Below are 21,916 nucleotides of genomic sequence, written 5' to 3' on the forward strand. Positions count from 1 at the left end.
GTTTTAACAGGTGTACCGACCAGCGTCTGTTAAGTTGATTAGTAAGCGTGTTCTGTTTATTCTCAATATAACTATTAATGCAACTAAGCCAATATAGATTTACGCCGATAAAGATTTACGCCAATAGGATTGGGTAAAAAGAGGTTTTCTCTTTCGTTGCGTCGACTAGCTAAAAAATAATGACAGCTGACCCGTTAAAAAGTCAGTGATAAAAAGAAGTGTGGGAACAATGCTAATTGATAGCAAGACAAAACCTAAAAAGCATGGATGGGCTGAAGAGAAGCTTTCTCAAATTCCCGTCATGGTGAGCGAGATATCACGGAAAATCACGGACTATCGCCAAAGCTATCAAGAACTAGTAAAAGACGCTGCGCACTTCTTTGAAGACTATCAAAACGATCATAGAACGCTATCTGTTCTAAAACGCAAAGTAAAAACATACCAAGATCAAATTGAAGTCATTGAAAACTACCGAAAAGAAAAAGGGAAGTACCCCAGCATAAAGGGCCAACCCTCAACACAGCGTTATATTGCCCGCCTTGTCGCTCAGCAAGCATCCAGCGATAACGAACTAAGGGCCTTAGAAGAAAAAATTCGGCGAGAGCGCAACAGGCGTTACGAACACGTCGACAATTTAACCGACTACATGCTTAATTTGCTAAATGGCGAGCGTATTTTTAGTCAGTTTTTAGGCACTATTGCGCTTTCAACGCCATCGCCCCAAGAAAAAGTACGTCATGTACGAAACGAACGATGCAAACCTATTTACGTAACTGCGTTAGTTATTGCGCTCTTTGACGAGTTGCGTAAAACCAAACACTTCGACGACCCATTTCTTAGCAACGAGATTGCCCGTATTTTTCCAGATGGTGAAACCTTCAGCCTGATGGCGGACAAAGTTAGCAGCAGCGCAAATAGTGCAAGAGATGTTAAGTCAATGCCAGCTGATATGAAAATGGCGTATCGTGAAAACGTGTTAAAGCCTATTGCTAAAGCTGCGCTACTGCAGTCAATTGGGATGAATAGCCCAGAAGCCAACGCGCTTTTAGGTGATGATCGTTATCGTAAGCTTGATAACGATGATCGCATAAAACTGCTGTCGATAATTGAGCGTAAAACGAATGACTATTTACGATTAGGCATAGGCATTCCATCAATGCCCTTTAACAACAAAGAACAAAAAGCGGCGTTTGAAGAGCATGAAAAGCGGCAGCTTGCTTTTATGCTCAAGCTTTTGAGAATGCTGAATACACCGCGAAGCGAATTAGGTGACTTACTGCGTATTCCCATGACTTACGCATCTTTTGTGTTGTCTACTAAAGAAGAGTTTGATTATCAGCAAATTTATCAAGCTTACGATGTACTGAGCGACGGAGCGTCAGCCAATCGCTACAGAAACGACTACATCAATGCTTTTTGTAAAATGGTAGGGCGTTTTCCACTGGGGTCAGGGCTTTATGTTGTTCAAAAAGATTCAGGTGAAATAGAGAAAGCCATTGTGTCTTCGCTGTTTCCAGAGAATGTGGACGAGCCTATTTGTAAAATCATAACGCGCAGACAAATACAGTTTTTAAGTCACGCCGAAGTGGTTATATCGAAAGCAAGTAATTTGTTTTTTGCTGAAAGTCGACGAGAAAGCCATTTCGATAGAGAGTTTCTGGAAGCGCGTTATCGAAAAGAATATACATGGAACGCAACAGACGTTTGGGAAACTCAAGTACCGTCTATAGAGTTTTGGAAACGAGATGAAATTCGCCGATACAACGGCGCTTATAATCCAGACTCATATTAAAAAAGCCGCTGTTAAAGCGGCTTTTTTGTGCGTTTTCATAAACCGCCTACGGTGGCAGGCGGTTGAAACTGTTGATGTGTTACAGCACCGACACTAGTGCTTTTGCAAGCGTCTCAACGTTCTGCTGATTGATACCCGCAATGTTTACACGGCTTGAATCGACAAAGTATACGCTGTGTTTTTCACGTACTTCACGTACTTGTTCTGGTGTAATGCACAAGAACGAGAACATGCCTTTTTGTTCGTTTACGAAGCTAAAGTCTTTAGGCGAGCCATTGTCATGAAGGTTTTGAACTAACATGGCACGTAGAGACTTCATGCGGTTACGCATATCGTTTACTTCCGTTACCCATTCGTTGTTCAAGGCTTCATCAGCTAAGATGATGTCTACCAATGCGCCGCCATAGCTTGGTGGCATAGAATAGATACCACGTGCAATAGACTGAATTTGACCTTGTGCAATTTTACGGGTTTCAGAGTCAGCTGTAATAATAGCTGCCAGTCCTACACGTTCACGATATAGGCCAAAGTTTTTCGAACATGAAGCCGCTACGATAACCTCTGGTAGGTTTTCAACTAATAGACGCATGCCGTAAGCATCTTCATCTAAACCTTCACCGAAGCCTAGGTAAGCAACGTCGATGAAAGGTAAGAACTCACGCTCTTTCGCGACTTCAAGCACTTCATCCCATTGTGCGTTAGTTAAATCAGCACCCGTTGGGTTATGACAGCAGCCGTGAAGTAACACTATATCGCCTTTCTCTACTTTACGTAGCGTGTCCATCATCGCATCGAAGCGAATGCTGGCAGACGCTTTATCGAAGTAGGGGTAGGTTTCAATAGTAAGGCCTGCAGAGCCGATAAGTGGAATATGGTTTGCCCATGTAGGATCGCTCACCCACACTTTTGCGTTGTCGTTACAACGCGCAAGTAATTCTGAAAGTATACGCAGGGCACCGCAACCACCTGGTGCTTGAACAGCGGCAACACGATCGGCAAGTAGTACTGGGCTGCTTTTACCTAAAAGCAGTGCAAGCATGCCGTCGATGAAACCTTGATTTCCCTGTGGCGTAATGTAGGTTTTGCTTTTCTCTGAATCTAAAAGCACCTTTTGTGCTTTTGCAACACTAGTAAGAATAGGGGTATTACCTTGCTCATCCTTATAAACGCCAACACCTAAATCAATCTTATTTGGGTTGGTGTCTTCGCGATAAGAGGCTGAAAGGCCAAGAATTGGATCTGGGGCAAGATGGGGTAATACTTCAAACACGATATGTCCTCACGTTGGTATGCAAATATTAGCAGGCTGGCATTATGCCATTGATGGTAGAAAAAACGACCCCTAATGGTTGAAAATATTTCAATTAATCTGTTTGTAAAGCTGTAAACGAAAGCGCTATTTCAAAAATGCCGTCAATTAGAAATTTATGTGTAAGCTTCAGGTATAAAAAAGGCCACGTAAAAACATGGCCTTTTAAACGTTATACAAACTTAATCACACTTTGAGTGCCGTGGTGTTATTTAACAATCGTCATTTCTTCAATAAGATTGTTAGCGCCATCTACGTATTCCATCACCCAAAGCATATAGCGACTGTCTACATGAATTGTGCGGGTGGTTTTAGGGTCGAAATCCCAGTCTGAGTTTACGCTTTCAAACGTACCGTCAAACAGTAGGCCAATAAGCTCAGCGTTTGCATTTAGCGTAGCCGATCCTGAATTGCCACCGGTCGAGTCTAAATCGGTAAGGAAATTTACAGGTACGCTGTTAATAGCATCTAGTTTATAAGGGCCGTATTGTTTGTCATTGATAAGCGTTAGTTGCTTTTTCGGTGAATCGAATGGCGTTTCGCCAGTATCCTTTTCTGTTATACCTTCTAAGCGCGTGAACGGCTCGTAAATAAGCCCGTCTTTAGGCGAACCACCCATTACATTGCCATAAGTTACGCGAAGCGTACTGTTGGCGTCAGGGTACGCTAGGCTTCCCATCGACTTCTGCCATTCAATAATTGCCTGCATGTACTGAGGTCGAAGCGCTGCGGCTTGGCCACTTAGTGCTTTGCGTTTGTCTTCAATGGCCATCTCAGTATCAAAAAGCGCTACCGCTAGCTGAATGAATGGGTCTTCACTCTTCTCAAAATCTTCACGGCTTGCGCTAAGCAGTTTTAGTCGCGTTTCTGTGTCGGTCAGTGTGGTATTAGCATAAAACGCTGATAGCAGTGATTTAAGTTCTTCGCTGCTGGTGTCGCTGGTAATGCCTACTGCTTTGTCAAAAGCGGCTACGCGATTCTCTTCAGGCTGCTGAAGGTACATGCTAATCATTTTGTGCCACACAGCCATGTCTACCGAAGGCTCGAAGCGGCGCTCAATACGCTCTACACTTTCTTTTAATCGAATTTGATCGCGCTCTTGGTACCCCGATTCTCTTTTCGCATCAGGCTTTTCGCGTTCAATTGCATTGCGATAAAGGGTTTGTGCAGACGATAGAAGCTGAGCACGACTTAGGTTGTTGTACCAAAAGTTTTGCTTGTTCATTTGCATTTGCTCAACGCTAACCGCGTCTAGCTCAGCAAGCGCCGTTTTAAGTGCTTGTTTGTCGTTCTTTTCAAGCCACGCTGATAGTTGCTCTTCGCGCTGGGCACGGCGTGGTACTAGACCTACACGCTTGGCACCTGACAACTGACCTAACGTATTCTTGTGAAAGTTATTCAAACCGGCTAGTAACGCTTCATACTTAATACGAGCGTCGCTGCCTTCTTCAGAGGCGTTTTCAATAGTGTCAATCCACTCGTCAACTAGCGTTAGGTAAGTTGGGTAAAGCCAATCAAACGTGTATTCCACTTGCGATAAGCGAGCATAACGATTTGTTGAGCCTGGGTAGCCTGCAGCCATAACGAAATCGCCGTCTTTCAAACCTGCTGCTGAGACTTTCAAGAAATGCTCTGGTTTATAAGGCACGTTGTCTTCACTGAAGTCGGCAGGTTTACCGTCTTGACCTACGTAAGCGCGATAAAATGAGAAGTCGCCAGTGTGTCTTGGCCACATCCAGTTGTCTATATCGCCACCGTATTTGCCAATTGAGTCGGCAGGTGCATAGGCAATACGCACATCGCGAATTTCCATTTGCTTTATAAGCTTGTATTCAAGACCTTGGAAAAACGACGGCACAGAGCAACGAAAGCCAGCTTCAGACTCACACTCTGCAATTAAGGCTTTGCGGTTTGCTTCTATTAGGTCGTAGCGTTCACGGCCTTGAATGGCGCTGTCGATAGTGCCTGTCACCTTGTCGGTTACGTCTGCAAAATCTACGGTAACAAACATTCTTGTTCCCGGCGCTGCTGGCAGCTCTTCACCAATTTTCTTGGCAAGAAAACCATCTTTTAAATAATTATTTTCTGGTGTGCTGTTGTACTGTACCGAACCGCGAGCGCAGTGGTGATTGGTTACCGCTAGCCCTTTGTCAGAAACAAATGAAGCGGAGCAGCCGCCTAATGAGACAATGGCGCCCATAGGAAATGCGGTAAGGTCGTTAATGCTATTTGCTGGAATAGCAAGACCTGTCTTTTTTAAGTCGCCAGCAATAGAGGGGAGCTGTTCAGGCGTGAACATGCCTTCCTTTGCTTCAACGTGCAGCGCGCTACCTAAAAGCGCCGCTGATAAACACAATATACTTATCTTAGACATTGATTATCCTTTTTAACTGTCGTTTATTCTTACGTTTTTATTATTAGCTGTTGAAAGCGTTGGTTGAAGCTATACGTGTTTGTTTGTAGCGTATGCTTTCAACGTGTGCTCTCAAAATATTTCCTTAAGGTATTTTTTAAGGTATTTGCTAAATGTAGTGTTATTTTGTAACACTAATGCGTAAACGAATCTAAGCTTTCTTGCAAAAACAACACTAACCTGTGTTAGCAAATGTAAACACTTCACTTTTAAATTACTAAAAAAGCGCGTGGTGTCAGCGAAAATCAGACATCACCAATACGAAATGCATACTCGCGTGTATCCACTGTGTCCCCAGATACAGAGAATTGGCGTTCTAACCATCTTACTTGCTTGTTGTTATCAACCAGTAAAAGGGTAGAAGTGCGGGTTCCATACTCAGGGGTTTGTATAAAAATTGAGGAAAGTGCTTTTTCCCATTCATATCCAATGCCGGTATTGGGTAACACTTCATCCGCGGCCTTGTTGTCTTGGCGTAAAATTGCAAACAGTGCTTCAGTGTGAATCGTAGCCGAGTTTCTAGTGTAATCTGTTAGGGCATTAACGCCCTGGGTTACTTTTGGCCATGGCGTTACGATGTCGGCATTCGATAAACCAATTACGCCGTCTTCAATAGTATGCAGAGTATTGTTTGCGTTGTTATACACACTCAAATTGCCCGTGCCTTGTTCGGTAACTTGGCCAAAAACTAGGTTGTAACCATTATATTGCTCGCGCGTGGCCTCTAATGTTGTGGCGTGTAACCTGGTGGCGTGTGCCGATGCACCGTAATCAGAAGTGCTTGCTAACCAGTTTACTGCCAACTCTCCTCGCGAGACCGCGTTTTGCTTGATGTTGTCTGGCTGTCGCACATTTGTAAGAGCTGCTATTTTTCCGTTACGCGTAACTCCCATCCAAGTGCCTTTTGCTTCCAAATCACGGCCAGCTAATAAATTAGGGTATTCATCCCAAAACTGTGATGGTGCGGTGGGACGCGCGTGAAACTCATCTCTGTTAGCTGCGATAATAAGGGAGTAGTCTTCTCGAATATTGTTAGCAATAAACAGTATGCACATAGTCACTCTTAAAGGTGGTGTTATAAAAAGCACAAGACAAACGGCGGAAGACTTTTGTTAAAAGCAGCACGCCGTGGTTTTCTCGTAGAATAGCATCCTTGGGCAAAAAATATGTTAATGGTTTGTTATTGGTGGCCTTGTGGGCGCGGTTTTATTATTATCACTTCATCGTAAATTCATAAGTAGAATTTCTTTCAGTTTTAGCGTCAATGCAGTTCTTTTAGCTGTGCTATACGCGCATTTTAGTAGTAAGAGAATAATAACAATGACAACCCCTTCAAATTACAGCGCGAATCAGAATGTTCAACGACGCTCATTGTCACAGGTAACTATCGGCAATAATGTGTCTCGTAAATGGCCAATGTGGTTATCGCGATTTGCGTCATGGCTTTTGGAAAAAAGAGGGTGGGGCGTAGAAGGTGAATTTATTAATAGCCGAAAAGCCATTTTGGCAGTAGCGCCTCATACGTCTAACTGGGATTTTTTCATTGGGCTATTTGTGGTGTTTTCTTTTCGCCTAAACCTAAATTTCTTTGGAAAACACACCATTTTTACGCCACCGTTAGGTTCAATAGTGCGCCGGCTAGGTGGTATACCTATTGAGCGCAGCAAAGCACACGGTGTGGTTACTACCATTGCCACGCAAATTAAGCATGCCGACGACTTAATATTAGCGTTAGCACCAGAGGGCACGCGCAGCCCTATTTATCCATGGAAAACCGGTTTTATGCACATTGCTCGCGAGGCTGAAATACCTATTCAAACCATTGGCATAGATTATAAAAAGAAAGCCATTGTGCTTGGTCCAATTATTCATAAAGTGACTAACATAGACGAACAAATGCAAACTATTTATGGGTTTTATGATAATGTTTGCGCAAAATATCCAGAAAACTGCATAACACAGCGTTAGATGCGTTTGCCCACACCTTTAATGTAGAGGGCTTTTAAATCGCTTCTCGTAAATGCGTGTTGCCTACTTATTAATCGGAGCTTCACCCGTGACAAAAATGGGATTCACAACCCGACAAGTACATGCCGATCGTATGCTTAACGCCCCAGAGCATGGTGGCGTTCATAGCAGTACTTCAAACTCAGTGCTTTTCGAATTTTCAGATGCACAAGGCATTATTGATGCGTTTCAAGGAAAGAAAGCGGCGCACGTTTATTCGCGTTCCTCTTCGCCGTCTGTATCTGCGTTACAAAACATGTTAAACGATTTGGAAGGTGGTGTAGGAGCACTTTGTTTTGCTACCGGAATGGCTGCCATTAGCAGCGCCATTTTTGCGCTAGTAAAAGCAGGCGATCACCTTGTGGTGAGTCAGTTTTTGTTCGGTAATACGCGCAGCTTTTTCGAAACCTTAAAAGACTTCGGCGTTCAGGTAACATTTACCGACGTAACCGATATTGAAGAAGTGAAACACGCTTTTCAGCCCAACACTAAAGGCGTTTACACCGAAACTGTGGCAAACCCAGTTACGCAAGTTGCAGACCTTCGTGGCATTGGTCAATTCTGTGAAGAAAAGAACATTCTGTTTATGGTAGACAACACCATGACACCGCCGCCACTGTTTTTTGCTAAGTCTGTGAAGGCGTCACTAGTATTTTGCTCGCTAACTAAATACATCGCAGGGCATGGCAACGTGCTGGGTGGAGCAGTAGTTGATACGGGTAATTTCAACTGGCAGGGCTTTGATAATATAAAGCCAGTGTATCAGGTTGAAGACAAGGCTCAGTGGGGCCTTACCCAAATTAAAAAGAAAGGATTACGCGACTTGGGTGCAACACTGTCGCCAAATGCAGCGACAGCCATTGCGCTTGGTATGGAAACACTCGATTTACGTATGTCTCGTAATCAATATAACGCAATGCAGCTAGCCACATTCCTAGATAATAACAATGCGGTTGCCAATGTTTATTATCCGGGCTTGGCAGATCATCCACAGCATTTTACAGCGCGTGAGCACCTTCAAGGTGGTTATGGCGCCATTCTCAGTTTCGATTTAATAGAAGGCGCGTGCCCAGTTAAATTTTTAAACGAAATGAAACTGGTTATATGTGCTACTCATTTAGGCGATAACAGAACATTAGCACTTCCTGTTGCGCCCACAATTTATTTCGAGAATACTGCTGAAGAGCGCGAAAATATGGGTATCTCTGAGAATATGATCAGGCTGTCGGTAGGGATAGAAGATACACAAGACTTAATTGCTGATTTCGAGCACGCACTGTCTACCTTGTAAAATACTGTCGGCTTATTTAAGGCTAAAAGCGTAAAGGTGATGGTGAAAAGCAGTTGCAGAACGTGTTAAACGTATCAGACAACAAAAAAGGGGCTTTCGCCCCTTTTTTAATTCACTTCAATACTAGAATGTATAGTCAGCGGTTATTCAAAGCCAAGAGTAATTTGGCCTCTAATCTCACCGCTTGGGAATGCCGTTGAATGGAAGTTGGTGTAGAGGCCACCAGCCGCCATGGTTGCCATTTGTTCCGCGGTAAGTGTTGTGCTCATAGGTACTGACCAAACGTTAGTTGAACCTTCACCTAGGCCTAACAACACAGGACCATTTTCGCCTGCTGCACCTTCGTGAATATGCGCCATTGTGGCAGTCATTCCCGAAATGGTTACTGCGCCCGATAACGCACCTGTTGTGGTATTCAATGTAAATGCGCCCGCACCAGTTGCGTCTGTAGCTACTGCTGGTACTTCTTGTGCACCACTTGCAATAATGCCGTACACCTGAATGTTATCTGGTGTAATTTGGCCGCGTATTTCACCACTTGGATTAGCTTCTGTGTGAATGTTAACGTAATGACCACCAGAGAGAAGCTGCGTTGCGGTTGCTTCATCTAACATAACATAGCCATCTGTCATCCACGTGCCTGCTGTCATCATACTTTCAGTAAGTGTAACAACAACACCACCTGTTTCGCCGGCAAAGCCGCTATGTATGTGCGCCATCGTGGCGTTTTCAATAGTGGTTACTGCAACAAGCGACACAGAGTTATTGGTTGTATCAAACAATGCATAACCCGAGCCTGAAGCCATAGTCGTTACCGCTGGTACAGACTGGCTTCCGCTTAAGCCAAATGTTACAACTGCTGTAGTGTCTGGTACAATTTGACCGCGTACTTCACCGCTTGGGTTAGCTTCGGTATGTACATTTAAGTACCACTCACCATTGGTAAGTGCCTCAAAATTACTTGGTGAAATATTTGTTTCAGCCAGTACGTATGTACCATTGCCTGCGTCAGTTAATGGGAAGGCAACTGGGCCATTCATACCAATACCACCATCGTGTACGTGTACGCCTGTTACGTCAGTTAACCCTGAAACATCAACAGATACGCTAAATGCCGGTAGATCTTCGTCAATTTCAACCACTGCAGTAGCAGTAGACATGGTGTCAACGGCAGGCACTTCCTGCGAACCGCTTAGGCTTACGTTGTAAGTCATGTCTGCATTAAATGCTGGTGGTGGTGGAGCAAGACCGTCAAGCAGTGCTAGTTGTGGTAGGTCGCCTTCCATTGCGCCGTCTAACGCAATAGCAGTGTAGATTTCGCCGTTTTCTAACGACAGTACACCTGTTTCAATGGCTGCAGTTTTTGTACCTGTAGGCGTAACGGTTACAACATAGTCGCCTTCAGCTAAGCTTACGTAGCCAGTCTCTACCAAATCTTCCGTCGAGTATGCAATGTCTGCAAACGCTGGGTCCACAGCATCAATCTCTCCATCTGCTGTAACGTAAATGTCTACATTACCTGCTGAAGGTGAAGCGTGAACAATACGAACGCGTGCTTCGGTAGCAACTGCGCGAGTGTTGTCTGCTAACGCATCTAACTCTGCCATAGCCAACGTGTTATTTGCAATAGCGGTGTACGACATACCAACTTCTAATGTTAGTTCGGCGTCATCAACTGCCACAACACTGTTGTCGGCATCAGCCACAACATCGATTAAATAGTCGCCTGGCGCTACCGACAAGTAATCTGTGGTACGAGGGAATTGAATTCCATCAACCAACAATACTTCGTTATTTGCTATAACGTCGACTGCAGGTGCATCACTAATGCCGTGCACAACACGAATATCGGCAGTAGCGTCTGCATCCCATACTTTGAAACTCTCAGTTCCATCGGCTGCAAGTAAGGTTACTGGCGAGTCACCAGTACCTACATTATTTGTTGCCGCAATCAATAGGTCAGCACCATCCGCAAGGTTTACCGTACCCGAATCGTATACCACTGTTGTCTCACCGGCTGGCGTTATACGAATTTGGTAGTCACCCGCAGGTACCTGTAGTAAGTCTGTGAAATCTTTAAACTCTGCTGTAACCAGAGGCTGCTCTGCTGTAATGTCAGTGTCTGGCGCGGTAACGTAAATGTCTACCGTTGGCGCCATTGACGCTGCGTGAACGATTTGTACCTGCGCATTGCCCGCGTCAACCGCTGTTTCTGAACTTGTAACCGTTAGCAACTCCAGCGATTCATCGCCCACGTTACCTACAGCGAAAATGTCATAGTTAATGTCTTCTTCTAGCGTTAAATCAGCCTGAAGTACTTCAGCATCATCGCCTGGAAGTATTCCCGTAACGCCAATGTCGTAACTACCTGTTACCACTTCAAAACGCGCTGAAGCGGTTTGGTAGTCAACATTTTCTAAATCGTTAAGTACTGCGTCATTCGCTGTAATTGTAACAAGGGGAGCGTCAGATGAAGCGTGTACAACACGAACGTTTGCGAACGTTGGATCTGGCTCTGGAGTAGGCTGTACAACGTTATCATCGTCGTCATCCGAGCAGCCGATTAAAAATAATGGTAATATGGAACATGCAAGGAGCGTCTTGGTCCTTCTCATATCTTTTATCCTCATAATTGTGTTGTGGCAAACTCGATTACGCGACTTAAGTATGAGGAGATCAAACTCCTTGCAACATTACTTCAATGTAATATTTCCAAATAAGTAACACTTTATAAACATCTAATAAGTCTTTCACTCGTATTTCATTCTATTAAGTAGAATGGTTGCGGTACATTTTTGATATTTTTATTCTGGCCCGTTGCACTAACATAGAGTCATAACAATTACTCGTGTCAAACTACGGAGCGAATTATGAAAACAGTACTAGCAATTTTCTCAAGCCTAAATGGCGAACAAGGTAACTCTTCAAAACTAGCAAACGAATACCTTGCAACACTTGAAAAGAATCATGACGTAACCGTAAAACGCGTCGACCTGTCTAAACTTGACCTTCCGCATTTATCTAGTGAAGAAATGCAGTCTTGGATGACACCGGCCGACGAAAGAACCGACGCACAACACGCGTTGGCGAAACGCTCTGACGATATTGTTGAAGCGGTTAAGCAAGCCGATGAATTGGTACTTGCAGTGCCAATGTACAACTTTGGCGTTCCCTCTAGCTTAAAAGCGTATTTCGATCGTATTGCTCGCGCTGGCATTACGTTTAAGTACACAGAGAATGGCCCAGTAGGCTTACTAGAAAATAAATCTGCCACAGTATTTGCGGCGCGAGGCGGCGTGTATGCAGGAACAGACTTTGATACGCAATCACCGTTTCTTCAGCATTTCTTGGGCTTCGTAGGTATCTCTGACGTAAAATTTGTTTATGCAGAGGGGTTGGCAATGGGTGAAGAGCAAGCGAAAACAGCATTTGCTGCAGCAAGTGAAAAAATTATTGAACTATCTGCATAACACATACCCTAAATAAATACGGTTAGTGAAAACCTCGGAAATGCGTTTTTGCTAATTAGTGTGTTCCAAGTTGAGTGTGCTTGATTGCCCCGCGTAAAAACGCGGGGCTTTTTTATGTGTGCTTTATTCGTACAGCAGAGCTTCAACATCTGCAATAAAAGCTGCGTCTGTTGGTTTTGTCGAGCTTGGGTAGTGAGTAATTTTGGTACCAGTGCTATCAATTAGGTACTTATTGAAATTCCAAGACGGTGCTTTTCCTGTAGCGGCCTTCAACATGCGGTACATGGGGTCAGCATCATCACCTTTTACCGACGTTGGTTCGAACATGGGGAATTTGACGCCATAGGTTAGCTCGCAAAGCTCTGCGGTTTTACCTTCATCGTTATCTTCTTGGTTAAAGTCGTGAGACGGAAAGCCTAACACTACAAAGTCTTTGTCTTTATAGTCGCTATACAGTGTTTCTAAGCCTTCAAACTGAGGCGTGAACCCACAGTAGCTGGCCGTATTAACTATAAGAAGCGTTTTTCCTGCATATTCATCACACAAATTCACTGTTTCTTGTGAATTGAGTTTTCGTTTCATAAATTTCAGCACGCTAGGGCATTCGTTTGCCATGCTTGGTGCACTGAACAAAGCAAACGATAGCGCTGTTAACGCAAATAATCCTCTGACTTTCATTATTGTTACCTTCTATATGGTGTTGTTTATCATTGTTTTGCTACAACATGTGAGACATCATTTTTATGTTGATTAGGCAATAACGCGTTTTGAATACGTTTGGTTCACAAACACTATCGACGAACGTTGGCTAAATCCCTTTCGCTCTGCGTATAATGTCGATGGGATAGATATAAAACGATAGAAAATAATGAAAAAATACGCTTCTTTACTTATTGCCGCTAGTGTTACGGTTGCGCTAGGGGGCTGTGCGAGCACGGCCAGTGACACAAACACACAAACAAAAAGCACCAGCGCTCAAGTAGAACAATCAACGGTTATGCCTGTTGTTGCTTTACCGGAAAACTCTTTAACAGCTACAGGTGAAATCACACTAAAACAGATAATGGCAGATCCTCAGTGGATTGGTGCATTGCCTACCAATATGGGGTGGTCAGTTAATTCAGATAAAATCGTTTTCGAGCGTGAGCGTGAAGACAGCGCATTGTCGGATGTATACATTGCCGACGTAAGCAGCCCAGAAAATGCTGTTAAAGCGCCTCTTTCTGATCTTCACAAATACCGCTTTGACGAGCGAGTAGTGCGCAACGACGGTGTGGTAGCCTATTCATTTGAAGACAGCGTATATGTGCAATTTACCAATGGCGACACGGTTCAGTTAACGCGTGGCGGTAATACACTTTCAAGTCTTTCATTTATGACCGATGGCCGTCTTATGGCGTTTAGTGGCAGCAAAGTTGTTGCTATTAATTTGGAGAATGGCAGCAGAGAAGAGTTACTTCGCTGGGAGTTTGCCGATAAGCCTGAAGCAGTAAAACCCGCTGAGGATTACATAGCAGAAGAACAGCAAACGCTTATTCAGTACATTGTGCTACAGCGTAAGAACAGACAAGACCGCCAAAATGCAATCGATGAGCTAGCTAAGGCGAATAACAGCGTAGCACCCACACCGTTTTATTTCGAAAAAAGCCACCGTTTAGCGGGCATTAGCGTGTCGCCTAAAGGTAATTTCGCCGTTATTGCAACAACTGAGAACAAGGCAACGCGCGATGATTCCGACATCATGCCGCATTATATTCAAGAAGACAGTCGTATAGCGGCTAAGCCAGTACGTCAGCGTGTAGCCGATGCCGAGCCAGTGAATCATGAATTGTGGCTGCTTAACCTTGAAACCGGCGAAAAAAGCGAACTTAAATACTTTAATTTGCCAGGCTATAACGACGACGTTTTGGCAAACGTGAAAACTGAAAATGCGAAAGCAAACGGCGAAACCTACGAGGTTAACCGTCTTCCGCGACCTATTACGCTGTTGCAAAGCTGGTATTGGACGAAGCCGTCTATTCGTTGGCACAAAAACGGCGAAGCGGTTGCCATAATGCTAGAGGCCTGGGACAACAAAGACCGATGGATAGCGACAGTAGATTTAGCGTCTAAAACCTTGGAAAACCAGCACCGTTTGCATGATGACGCGTGGGTAAACTACCGTTTTAATGCGTTTGATTGGTTAAATAACAGCGAAACACTTTATTACCAGTCTGAGCATAGTGGTTATGCGCATTTATACATTCAAAAGCCTGGCGAGGCGCCTGTGGCGCTAACAAGCGGTAACTATATTGTTGACGATTTAACGCTTACGTCTGATGACAGCCATATTTACTTCAAAGCGAATATGGAGCATCCGGGACTGTACGAAATTTATCGAGCTGATCTTTCAGATAACACTATCGACACTATGACCGATCTAAACGGCATTACCGATTATGTGCTTAGCCCTGATGAGAACCATCTGCTTCTTAGCCACAGCAAAGTAAATAAGCCAGCTGAGTTATTTGTTAAATCGGCAACCCCAGACGAAACGGCGAAACAAATTACTAATAGCACTAGTGAGGCGTTTAATGCATTACCATGGGCTGTACCACAAATTGTTGCCATTGAATCTTCTCATACCGATGCGCCTATATATGCACGCGTATATTTGCCGGAAAACTATGACAGCAGCACGCCAAACAAAGCCGTAGTATTCAACCACGGCGCTGGTTATCTGCAAAATGCACATATGGGGTGGTCGGGTTACTTCAGAGAGTACATGTTCCACAGCATGCTAGTGCAGCAGGGTTATGTGGTTATGGATATGGATTATCGTGCAAGCGCAGGCTATGGCCGCGATTGGAGAACCGCTATTTATCGTCAGATGGGCACGCCTGAAGTACAAGATCTGCGCGATGGCGTTAACTATTTAGTAAACAATGCCAACGTTGATCGCAATCGTATAGGTACCTATGGGGGTTCTTACGGTGGTTTCCTAACCTTCATGTCTATGTTTACTGCACCTGATTTATTTGCAGCTGGCGCGGCACTTCGTCCTGTTACCGATTGGGCACATTACAATACGCCTTACACAGCGAACATTTTGAATACGCCAAGTATCGACCCGATTGCTTACGAGCGAAGCTCGCCAATTTATTTTGCAGAAGGCCTAAAAAAACCACTGCTAATTAATGCGCCAATGGTTGATGATAATGTTTTCTTCCACGATACAGTGCGCCTAGTACAGCGCTTGATTGAGCTTGAGAAAGAAAACTTTGAAACGGCAATCTATCCCGTTGAACCACACGGCTTTGTTCAGCCAAGTTCGTGGCTTGACGAATATCGTCGTATTTACAAGTTATTCGAAGAAAATCTGTAAGTAATACGCATTAAATAAAAACGAAAAAGCCCAAGCAAATGCTTGGGCTTTTTACATTCTTCTTAGCCTCGCTTGGCCGTTGCGTACATGAGCAAGAAAATAATAATGCCGCTTAGTGCACCAAACAAATGCGCATCTACTGCAACTTTTGCATCAATTAAATTTGCTACCTGTTGGCTACTTCCATCTACTTGCTCGTATCCTACTTTAATGGCAAGCCCTATCAGCAGTAACCAGCCCGACTTCATCTTTTCTTTTATATCCATGCAGGCGCCCCAAGAAAAAATGCCATGTAAGGCACCTGAAAGCCCTGCATACCAAATTAAATCGGGTGCGAAAAAATAAAGACCTGCGCTGGTTCCAATACAGCACCAAACAAACACTTTTAAGAACATACCTATGCGGTAGTGGTCACCATGCAACGCCCATAACAGCAATAACCCCGCTAAGTTTAACAGTAGGTGATAACCATTGGTGTGCACCACGTTACCTGTTACTACACGCCACGTTTCAAGACCTTGAATAGCATAGCGGTCGTATGCAAGATAATTACCCGATAACGGTTCGAAGAAAAAAGCGATTACTGCGCACAGCGCAATTATTAACGGTCCAGCACTGTACTTCAGCGAAAACGGCAGTGATATCATCAGTGTTAGTTATTGTTTATTTTCAAATTTGGTCGCTATGATACAGAAATGACACAGGGGTGGAAACTTAAGTAAGCCTAATAGAATAACGATTGAAAAAAGGACTCACTATGTCTCACATCAATGCTCACATTGAAGATCAGTGTTTAACTATTACCATTAATCGCGCTGATAAGAAAAATGCACTTACCCGCGATATGTACCAAGATATGGCGCACGCCATTTTAAGTGTTAAAAACGATGGCAGCACCAAAGCCATAGTTATTAAAGGTGAGGGCGATTGTTTTACTGCCGGCAACGACATTAGCGATTTCGCTAAGCAAAGTGAATACGCAAACGTGCCTGAAACGTCTGCTTTCATGCGCGCACTAGCGGCAACTGAACTGCCTGTTATAGCGCAAGTACACGGTATGGCTGTAGGCATTGGTACCACGTTATTGTTACACTGTGATTTTGTTTACGCTACATCAGACACCCGATTTGTACTACCATTCATCAACCTAGGGCTTGTTCCCGAATATGCATCAAGTTATCTTTTGCCTAGAATGGTAGGGCACATTAAAGCGTCGGAATGGTTAATGTTAGGTGAACCGTTTTCTGCAAACGATGCTTATCAATTTGGCATGCTTACTAAAATTGTAGATGAGACCGAAATCGATTCGGTAGTATCGACAACAGTTGCTAAGCTAGTGGCTAAGCCAGCATTTTCGCTTCGCCAAACAAAAGCCTTGTTGAAAGGTGAAAACGATCGCATTAATCAACAAATGAGCGAAGAGTTCGACATATTTCTTGAGGCGTTAAGTGCGCCTGCGGCACAGGAAGCGTTTGACGCGTTTTTGAAAAAGCGCCCAATTAATCCAGAAAAATTTAAGTAAAAGGAAACCTATTTTGAGACCCAGTGTTTTGTTGCGAGCTTCAATTGTATCTCTTGCACTTTCAGCGTGTTTCGCGTTTAACGTAAATGCAAAGCAAGCGCGAGAAGTAGGGGAGCCAGAGGCCGCAACGGGATATAACGAGAAGAAAGCGTTTGAAGCCAAAGAATACATGGTGGTTGCGGCAAATCCTTACGCATCGTGGGCCGGTAAAAACGTTATAGAGAAAGGCGGTAGCGCAATAGACGCCGCAGTGGCCGTTCAGGCTATGCTTTCTTTAGTAGAGCCTCAGTCGTCAGGTATTGGTGGCGGTGCTTTCATTTTGTATTGGGATAACAAAAATAAGGTGCTTCACACCTTCGACGGGCGAGAAACGGCGCCTGCGTCGGTGAATGCGCATTGGTTTATCCAGGGCAACAAGCCCATGCGCTGGATTGACGCGGTAGTGGGCGGTAAGTCTGTAGGCGTTCCGGGTGCCGTAAAAGCCTTGGAGATGGCGCAAAGCGAATTTGGAAAACTGCCTTGGAACACGCTGTTTGACGACGCAATTAAAACGGCTGAGGAAGGCTTTACCGTATCCCCCCGCTTGGCCAAGCTGGTGGCATTAGACTATCACCCAGGGCTTAAAAACTTTACATCAAGCTCGGTATACTTCTTTCCAGCAGGACAACCTTTGCAAGAAGGTGTAAACAAGAAAAATAAAAAATTAGCAAAAACCCTCAAAGGTATAGCCGAGCAAGGCAGTGACTATTTATTAAAAGGCGAAGTGGCAAAGAAAATTGTTGAAGCCGTAAATACCGCCGAGATCAACCCTGGTAGTCTAACGTTAGAAGACCTGGCAAATTACGAGCCCATAAAGCGTGACCCGGTGTGTGGCACGTATCACGACAAACGCATTTGTGGCATGCCCCCGCCAAGCTCTGGTGGTGTTAATGTGTTTCAAATACTCAAAATGTTGGAAGAGTTTAACCTAAGTCAATATGAACCTAACTCTGTTGAATTTGCGCATTTATACACGCAGGCCAGCGCACGTTCTTATGCGGATAGAGAAAAATATATTGCCGACAGTGATTTCACTAACCTGCCGTTCGCGGCAATGATCAACAAAGCCTATCTAGAGCGCCGCGCACAAGAGATTGGCATTGATAAATCATGGCGCAGGGCAAGAGCCGGTAACCCTTACGCTGACGCAAATGTTGCTTTAGGTAGTTCGATGGAGCTGCCTAACACTTCACATGTGTCTATTGTAGACAAAGAAGGCAACGCTATCTCTATGACCACCAGTATCGAGTTTATGTTTGGCTCGGGTATCATGGTAGAGGGCTTCTTACTAAACAACCAATTAACCGACTTTTCGTTTACGCCAACGGCTAACCGCTTTCCTGTACCAAACCGAGTTGAGCCTGGTAAACGCCCACGCAGCGCAATGAGCCCAACAATGGTGTTCGACAAAAACGGTAACTTAGAGCTAGTAGTAGGCTCGCCTGGCGGCTCTAGAATAGTCAGTTATGTGGCGCAAACACTTATTGGCGTTTTAGACTTTAACTTGGATATTCAGCAGGCAATAAACCTGCCTAAAATTACCAATAGAAATGATTATACTGCACTTGAAAGAGGCACGCCTATTGCAGATTTAGAAGCGCCGCTTAAAGCACTTGGTCACAGTGTGAAAGTCGTAGACTTGAACAGCGGGCTGCACGGTATTCAGTTCAAATCTGGCAAGCTAGTTGGTGGCGCCGACCCAAGAAGGGAAGGTGTTGCAGTAGGGCGTTAGTAATAGAAATGAATGTTTAAATCGCCGCCAAAGATTAGTTGTTTAACATGGCGGCGATTTGCTTTTTAGAAACTATTATTTTCTATAAGTAAGTATCAGCTTCAATTTCGTTAACCTTCCAATCGCCGCCCTCTTTTATCAAATTAAGGCTTCGAAGGTCTTCTACTTTATTATTGTTATACATACCGCTTAAAAATATAGTTACAGTCGATTTATCTGCGAACTCACTTCGTCCTACAGAGCCCGCGCTTTGTGGAGTAATTGTAACAGTGTCGTACTTCAAATTAAGTAAATGACGTTGTACGTTACCGTTGGTGTGATATCGAGTAAGAATGCGCTTCATTTTTTTACTTGCTAGGGTTTTAGCAAAATCTAAATTGTCGTCTTCGTATATACCGCGTAAAAACGCAACGGCGGTGTATTCGGGAGTGCTGTCGTCTAGCATTCCAAAGCGTCCAAGCCCTTCTTCTTTCTCCTGACACCCACCAAGGAAGAAAAGGGTGAGAAGGCCAAATAAAGCGCACTTCATACGTGTTGTCATTGTAATAACCTTTTATACAAAAATAGAAACCATGCACCACAAGCAATGTATAGCCAAACTTTGTAGCTTCCGTCATTTTCAACGCAAGCTAAAACTGCGTGCTTAAATAGTGGACAATTATACTTGTAGGTGCAAGTTCATGGGTGAAATTAACGCATAACGTTCGCTTGGCTTAGCATGGACGCAGATTTGCCGATAATTTTCGTACTATAGCGCCCCGACTTTTGGTGCACGGCTACAAAGTATTCGATAGGAACCTTAAGTTTTAATGCTTCTTTTTTAGTAAGGATCACGTCTTTGTCGAGTGGTGATGGCCATTCTACCGTTACTGTACCTTGTGCGCTGTCTAAACGGCATGGGTAACGGCCTCCAACAAATTTGGTGGTTGACGTACCGTCAGTATTCGCAAATTGAACAGAGCATGTGTATTTGTTTACGCCGGCTTCGTAATCTTCAATGGCATAGTCGAACGTAACTTTAAATTCGTGTTCGCAATTGCTTAAGTTGTCTATTTCTTCTGACTGAACGTTAGATACCGTGGCAGTGCTGTATTTTGTGGTGTCGTTCTTCGCGGTTGATGCGCAACCCGCAATAAATAATGCAAGGGCAAGTGAGCTGAGCGTTTTCATATTTGTCCTTAAATAACTAGCCTGAAAATGCCATAGTGCTGTTTTTTAAAGACTAAGTCTACACCTTAAGTCTAAAAACGCCTGCTAAAGCACACTGCTAGGTGCCCACATAGTCTTTTAAACCAATCATTTCAAACAATAACTTTTCTAACTGAAAAAGCTCATCCTCCCGTTCAAACCCAATACAACCATGATAGTGATATACCGTCTTCTTTGTATTAGCAAATTGCAGCGTGATAACAGTGCTAGATGCGTCAGTCCATAACTCTTTGCATGGGCTTTCCTCTTCGTCTTCACCCCATCCGTAATGGTCGAGAAATTGAGTAAAGCTATGTTCATCAAGTTGCTGCACAATACGGTTAAACAGCTCTGGGTTATTTGGAAGCCTATAAACGCCTTCTTTTTGGGTATAAGCTTGGCCATGAAAGCTTATAACCCCGTCTGCGAATACATTTACTTCAAAAGCAGGGCAGGTGCCAAAACAATACGTTTTGGTAAAGGTAAATACGTCGGTCGAATTCACTTGCGTGGTGGTGCTTGTAACTAAAAGAAGAAAAGTAGCTATTAATGCCTTCACTGCGCTTTCCTTTAATTGATATGTTTCGTAAGTACAACGCGTCTTATAAATTAAAGGGGTTAAATGCACTTGTATTCAGCACTATATGATCAAAGGTAAACGTGTACAGCTACGCGTTTTGCCAATAAAGGTTATGCACGCTTATTCACTTTCCACGGTGGAGACAATCTGTTTTCACCAGCCCAGAATAGTTTTATTTTGTTTCCAGATGGGTCTTTTAAAATCGCTTCCTTCCACAAATAACGTTGTTCAGTAGGCTGTTGTTCGAACACTACGCCTTTTTGCACAAGTTCATCTACCAGTGAGTCGAGCTTTTCAGTTTCAAAGTAAATTACAGCGCCATTGCTGTAATCACCTTCATCAAGGGCAAGCGAAAAAGTTGAGTTGCCCTTTGGGCATGAAAACCTTGCATAGTGGGGAGTATCTACTATTTGCGTAAAGCCCAGTGTTAAATAGAACTTTACAGCAGTATCCATGTTCTTTACTGGAAGTGTTACTTGATTCATTTCCATTATTGCGTTTTCTCTACTTTAGCGGTCGGTTTTTTCATAACCCACAATTTTTAGAAGTTTTTTATCCGGGCTAAAAAGATAGGTAAGAATTAAATTCTGTTTGCTTTCGTATAGGTAAACAAAGCGACCGTCAGGGTTATAATTTTCATGCTGTGGTTTCCCCATGCAGCGTAAAACCTGCTCTGATGTTGTAATGCCAATGGGAAACTGCGCTTTGTTTGCAGGGCAGGGAGCATCTTTACTATCGCTGCCCATTGGTTTTATCTCAAAATTAGCGGCGTCTAGGCCCGATTCTGTAAACGTGATTAAAAACTGAGACGTACTTTTCGACGATTTTACAATCCACATTTCACGCCAAGCGCGAGAACCTACCTCGCCAACCGGTTGCTGTATAACAAATTTTAATAATTCGCTGCTATCTATAGCGCTGTTAATAACTTCTTCTAATCTGGCTTTTGTGTCTGCTGCTAGCGTTTCGTTCGCTAAAGAGCCTTCTTTCGCAACACCAGGCGCAATTTGAGAGACAGGAGCGAGGTTTTCGGTAGTTTTGCAACCGGTTAAAAGGGCAATAAATAAAGGTACAACAGCCATGTGTTTCATTGAAATTTCCTTATAGGTAATAGCAGCTTAGTAACCATAAACGATTAAAAAGGTAAGGGGAACCAAAAGATATTGAGGGCTTGGTTTATGAGTTATGAACGTCTGATTAAGTTATTAC

General features: G+C 43.8%; 18 protein-coding genes. 7 read left to right on the plus strand and 11 right to left on the minus strand.

Features of this window, described 5'->3' with window-relative positions; all coding sequences use genetic code 11:
- Positions 1 to 229 precede the first annotated feature (229 nt).
- On the plus strand, positions 230 to 1,792 hold the full coding sequence (locus ACGHAV_RS00990; RefSeq protein WP_390375221.1) for a hypothetical protein: 1,563 nt from the start codon (positions 230 to 232) through the stop codon (positions 1,790 to 1,792).
- Positions 1,793 to 1,871: 79 nt separating this feature from the next.
- Here ACGHAV_RS00990 and ACGHAV_RS00995 read toward each other — a convergent pair whose 3' ends face one another.
- The 3 genes from ACGHAV_RS00995 to ACGHAV_RS01005 all read right to left on the minus strand — a co-directional run bounded on the left by ACGHAV_RS00995 (position 1,872) and on the right by ACGHAV_RS01005 (position 6,569).
- Positions 1,872 to 3,062 (minus strand): amino acid aminotransferase, encoded by a 1,191-nt coding sequence (locus ACGHAV_RS00995; RefSeq protein WP_334015245.1) that lies wholly within the window; start codon positions 3,060 to 3,062, stop codon positions 1,872 to 1,874.
- A 247-nt stretch (positions 3,063 to 3,309) separates the two neighbouring features.
- Positions 3,310 to 5,475, minus strand: coding sequence for a S46 family peptidase (locus ACGHAV_RS01000; protein ID WP_390375224.1), 2,166 nt, complete (start codon positions 5,473 to 5,475; stop codon positions 3,310 to 3,312).
- 284 nt (positions 5,476 to 5,759) lie between these two features.
- Positions 5,760 to 6,569, minus strand: coding sequence for an NRDE family protein (locus ACGHAV_RS01005; protein ID WP_390375227.1), 810 nt, complete (start codon positions 6,567 to 6,569; stop codon positions 5,760 to 5,762).
- A gap of 265 nt (positions 6,570 to 6,834) precedes the next feature.
- Between ACGHAV_RS01005 and ACGHAV_RS01010 the strand changes: the two genes are divergently transcribed.
- Together ACGHAV_RS01010 and ACGHAV_RS01015 are read left to right on the plus strand one after the other, a co-directional pair.
- Positions 6,835 to 7,482, plus strand: a complete 648-nt coding sequence (locus tag ACGHAV_RS01010) for a 1-acyl-sn-glycerol-3-phosphate acyltransferase (protein WP_390375230.1) — start codon at positions 6,835 to 6,837, stop codon at positions 7,480 to 7,482.
- An 88-nt stretch (positions 7,483 to 7,570) separates the two neighbouring features.
- On the plus strand, positions 7,571 to 8,812 hold the full coding sequence (locus ACGHAV_RS01015; RefSeq protein WP_334015249.1) for a cystathionine gamma-synthase family protein: 1,242 nt from the start codon (positions 7,571 to 7,573) through the stop codon (positions 8,810 to 8,812).
- A 143-nt stretch (positions 8,813 to 8,955) separates the two neighbouring features.
- On the opposite strand, the gene ACGHAV_RS01020 is transcribed toward ACGHAV_RS01015, so the two are convergent.
- Positions 8,956 to 11,427, minus strand: coding sequence for a CHRD domain-containing protein (locus ACGHAV_RS01020; protein ID WP_390375232.1), 2,472 nt, complete (start codon positions 11,425 to 11,427; stop codon positions 8,956 to 8,958).
- 255 nt (positions 11,428 to 11,682) lie between these two features.
- On the opposite strand from ACGHAV_RS01020, the gene ACGHAV_RS01025 reads away from it, so the two are divergent.
- On the plus strand, positions 11,683 to 12,282 hold the full coding sequence (locus tag ACGHAV_RS01025) for an FMN-dependent NADH-azoreductase (protein WP_390375235.1): 600 nt from the start codon (positions 11,683 to 11,685) through the stop codon (positions 12,280 to 12,282).
- Positions 12,283 to 12,405: 123 nt separating this feature from the next.
- On the opposite strand, the gene ACGHAV_RS01030 is transcribed toward ACGHAV_RS01025, so the two are convergent.
- Positions 12,406 to 12,960 carry a glutathione peroxidase gene (locus ACGHAV_RS01030; protein ID WP_390375238.1) on the minus strand — a complete coding sequence of 185 codons (555 nt, stop codon included), beginning with the start codon at positions 12,958 to 12,960 and terminating at the stop codon, positions 12,406 to 12,408.
- Between the two features lie 190 nt (positions 12,961 to 13,150).
- On the opposite strand from ACGHAV_RS01030, the gene ACGHAV_RS01035 reads away from it, so the two are divergent.
- Positions 13,151 to 15,646: a prolyl oligopeptidase family serine peptidase gene (locus ACGHAV_RS01035; RefSeq protein ID WP_390375241.1), complete on the plus strand. Its 2,496-nt coding sequence runs from the start codon at positions 13,151 to 13,153 to the stop codon at positions 15,644 to 15,646.
- 62 nt (positions 15,647 to 15,708) lie between these two features.
- Here ACGHAV_RS01035 and rrtA read toward each other — a convergent pair whose 3' ends face one another.
- Positions 15,709 to 16,293 carry a rhombosortase gene (rrtA, locus tag ACGHAV_RS01040; protein WP_390375244.1) on the minus strand — a complete coding sequence of 195 codons (585 nt, stop codon included), beginning with the start codon at positions 16,291 to 16,293 and terminating at the stop codon, positions 15,709 to 15,711.
- A gap of 110 nt (positions 16,294 to 16,403) precedes the next feature.
- Between rrtA and ACGHAV_RS01045 the strand changes: the two genes are divergently transcribed.
- A complete protein-coding gene (locus ACGHAV_RS01045; protein WP_390375247.1) occupies positions 16,404 to 17,168 on the plus strand; it encodes an enoyl-CoA hydratase in 765 nt (254 codons plus the stop codon).
- Positions 17,169 to 17,178: 10 nt separating this feature from the next.
- Complete coding sequence (gene ggt, locus ACGHAV_RS01050) at positions 17,179 to 18,939, plus strand: gamma-glutamyltransferase (protein WP_390376026.1); 1,761 nt, start codon at positions 17,179 to 17,181, stop codon at positions 18,937 to 18,939.
- A gap of 82 nt (positions 18,940 to 19,021) precedes the next feature.
- Here the strand turns inward: ggt and ACGHAV_RS01055 are convergent, their stop codons facing one another.
- The 5 genes from ACGHAV_RS01055 to ACGHAV_RS01075 all read right to left on the minus strand — a co-directional run bounded on the left by ACGHAV_RS01055 (position 19,022) and on the right by ACGHAV_RS01075 (position 21,798).
- Entirely contained in the window at positions 19,022 to 19,480 is a 459-nt protein-coding gene (locus tag ACGHAV_RS01055; RefSeq protein ID WP_390375250.1) for a hypothetical protein, read from the minus strand.
- Between the two features lie 149 nt (positions 19,481 to 19,629).
- Positions 19,630 to 20,109, minus strand: a complete 480-nt coding sequence (locus ACGHAV_RS01060; protein ID WP_390375253.1) for a hypothetical protein — start codon at positions 20,107 to 20,109, stop codon at positions 19,630 to 19,632.
- 97 nt (positions 20,110 to 20,206) lie between these two features.
- Positions 20,207 to 20,686 (minus strand): DUF6438 domain-containing protein, encoded by a 480-nt coding sequence (locus ACGHAV_RS01065; RefSeq protein ID WP_390375256.1) that lies wholly within the window; start codon positions 20,684 to 20,686, stop codon positions 20,207 to 20,209.
- Positions 20,687 to 20,817: 131 nt separating this feature from the next.
- Positions 20,818 to 21,198 carry a VOC family protein gene (locus tag ACGHAV_RS01070; protein WP_334015259.1) on the minus strand — a complete coding sequence of 127 codons (381 nt, stop codon included), beginning with the start codon at positions 21,196 to 21,198 and terminating at the stop codon, positions 20,818 to 20,820.
- A gap of 18 nt (positions 21,199 to 21,216) precedes the next feature.
- Positions 21,217 to 21,798: a hypothetical protein gene (locus tag ACGHAV_RS01075; protein ID WP_390375258.1), complete on the minus strand. Its 582-nt coding sequence runs from the start codon at positions 21,796 to 21,798 to the stop codon at positions 21,217 to 21,219.
- Positions 21,799 to 21,916: the final 118 nt, after the last annotated feature.

It is taken from the genome of Alteromonas sp. MTD1, from assembly GCF_042848195.1.
Taxonomy (GTDB): domain Bacteria; phylum Pseudomonadota; class Gammaproteobacteria; order Enterobacterales; family Alteromonadaceae; genus Alteromonas.

Bases quoted from the DNA above. Each gene is read 5' to 3' on its own strand.
- ACGHAV_RS01010 (WP_390375230.1), top strand. From the start codon at position 6,835: ATGACAACCCCTTCAAATTACAGCGCGAATCAGAATGTTCAACGACGC.
- ACGHAV_RS01070 (WP_334015259.1), bottom strand. From the start codon at position 21,198: ATGGAAATGAATCAAGTAACACTTCCAGTAAAGAACATGGATACTGCT.
- ACGHAV_RS01000 (WP_390375224.1), bottom strand. From the start codon at position 5,475: ATGTCTAAGATAAGTATATTGTGTTTATCAGCGGCGCTTTTAGGTAGC.
- ACGHAV_RS01045 (WP_390375247.1), top strand. From the start codon at position 16,404: ATGTCTCACATCAATGCTCACATTGAAGATCAGTGTTTAACTATTACC.
- ACGHAV_RS01060 (WP_390375253.1), bottom strand. From the start codon at position 20,109: ATGAAAACGCTCAGCTCACTTGCCCTTGCATTATTTATTGCGGGTTGC.
- ACGHAV_RS01005 (WP_390375227.1), bottom strand. From the start codon at position 6,569: ATGTGCATACTGTTTATTGCTAACAATATTCGAGAAGACTACTCCCTT.
- rrtA (WP_390375244.1), bottom strand. From the start codon at position 16,293: ATGATATCACTGCCGTTTTCGCTGAAGTACAGTGCTGGACCGTTAATA.
- ACGHAV_RS01020 (WP_390375232.1), bottom strand. From the start codon at position 11,427: ATGAGAAGGACCAAGACGCTCCTTGCATGTTCCATATTACCATTATTT.
- ACGHAV_RS01035 (WP_390375241.1), top strand. From the start codon at position 13,151: ATGAAAAAATACGCTTCTTTACTTATTGCCGCTAGTGTTACGGTTGCG.
- ACGHAV_RS00990 (WP_390375221.1), top strand. From the start codon at position 230: ATGCTAATTGATAGCAAGACAAAACCTAAAAAGCATGGATGGGCTGAA.
- ACGHAV_RS01055 (WP_390375250.1), bottom strand. From the start codon at position 19,480: ATGACAACACGTATGAAGTGCGCTTTATTTGGCCTTCTCACCCTTTTC.
- ACGHAV_RS01030 (WP_390375238.1), bottom strand. From the start codon at position 12,960: ATGAAAGTCAGAGGATTATTTGCGTTAACAGCGCTATCGTTTGCTTTG.
- ACGHAV_RS01025 (WP_390375235.1), top strand. From the start codon at position 11,683: ATGAAAACAGTACTAGCAATTTTCTCAAGCCTAAATGGCGAACAAGGT.
- ACGHAV_RS01075 (WP_390375258.1), bottom strand. From the start codon at position 21,798: ATGAAACACATGGCTGTTGTACCTTTATTTATTGCCCTTTTAACCGGT.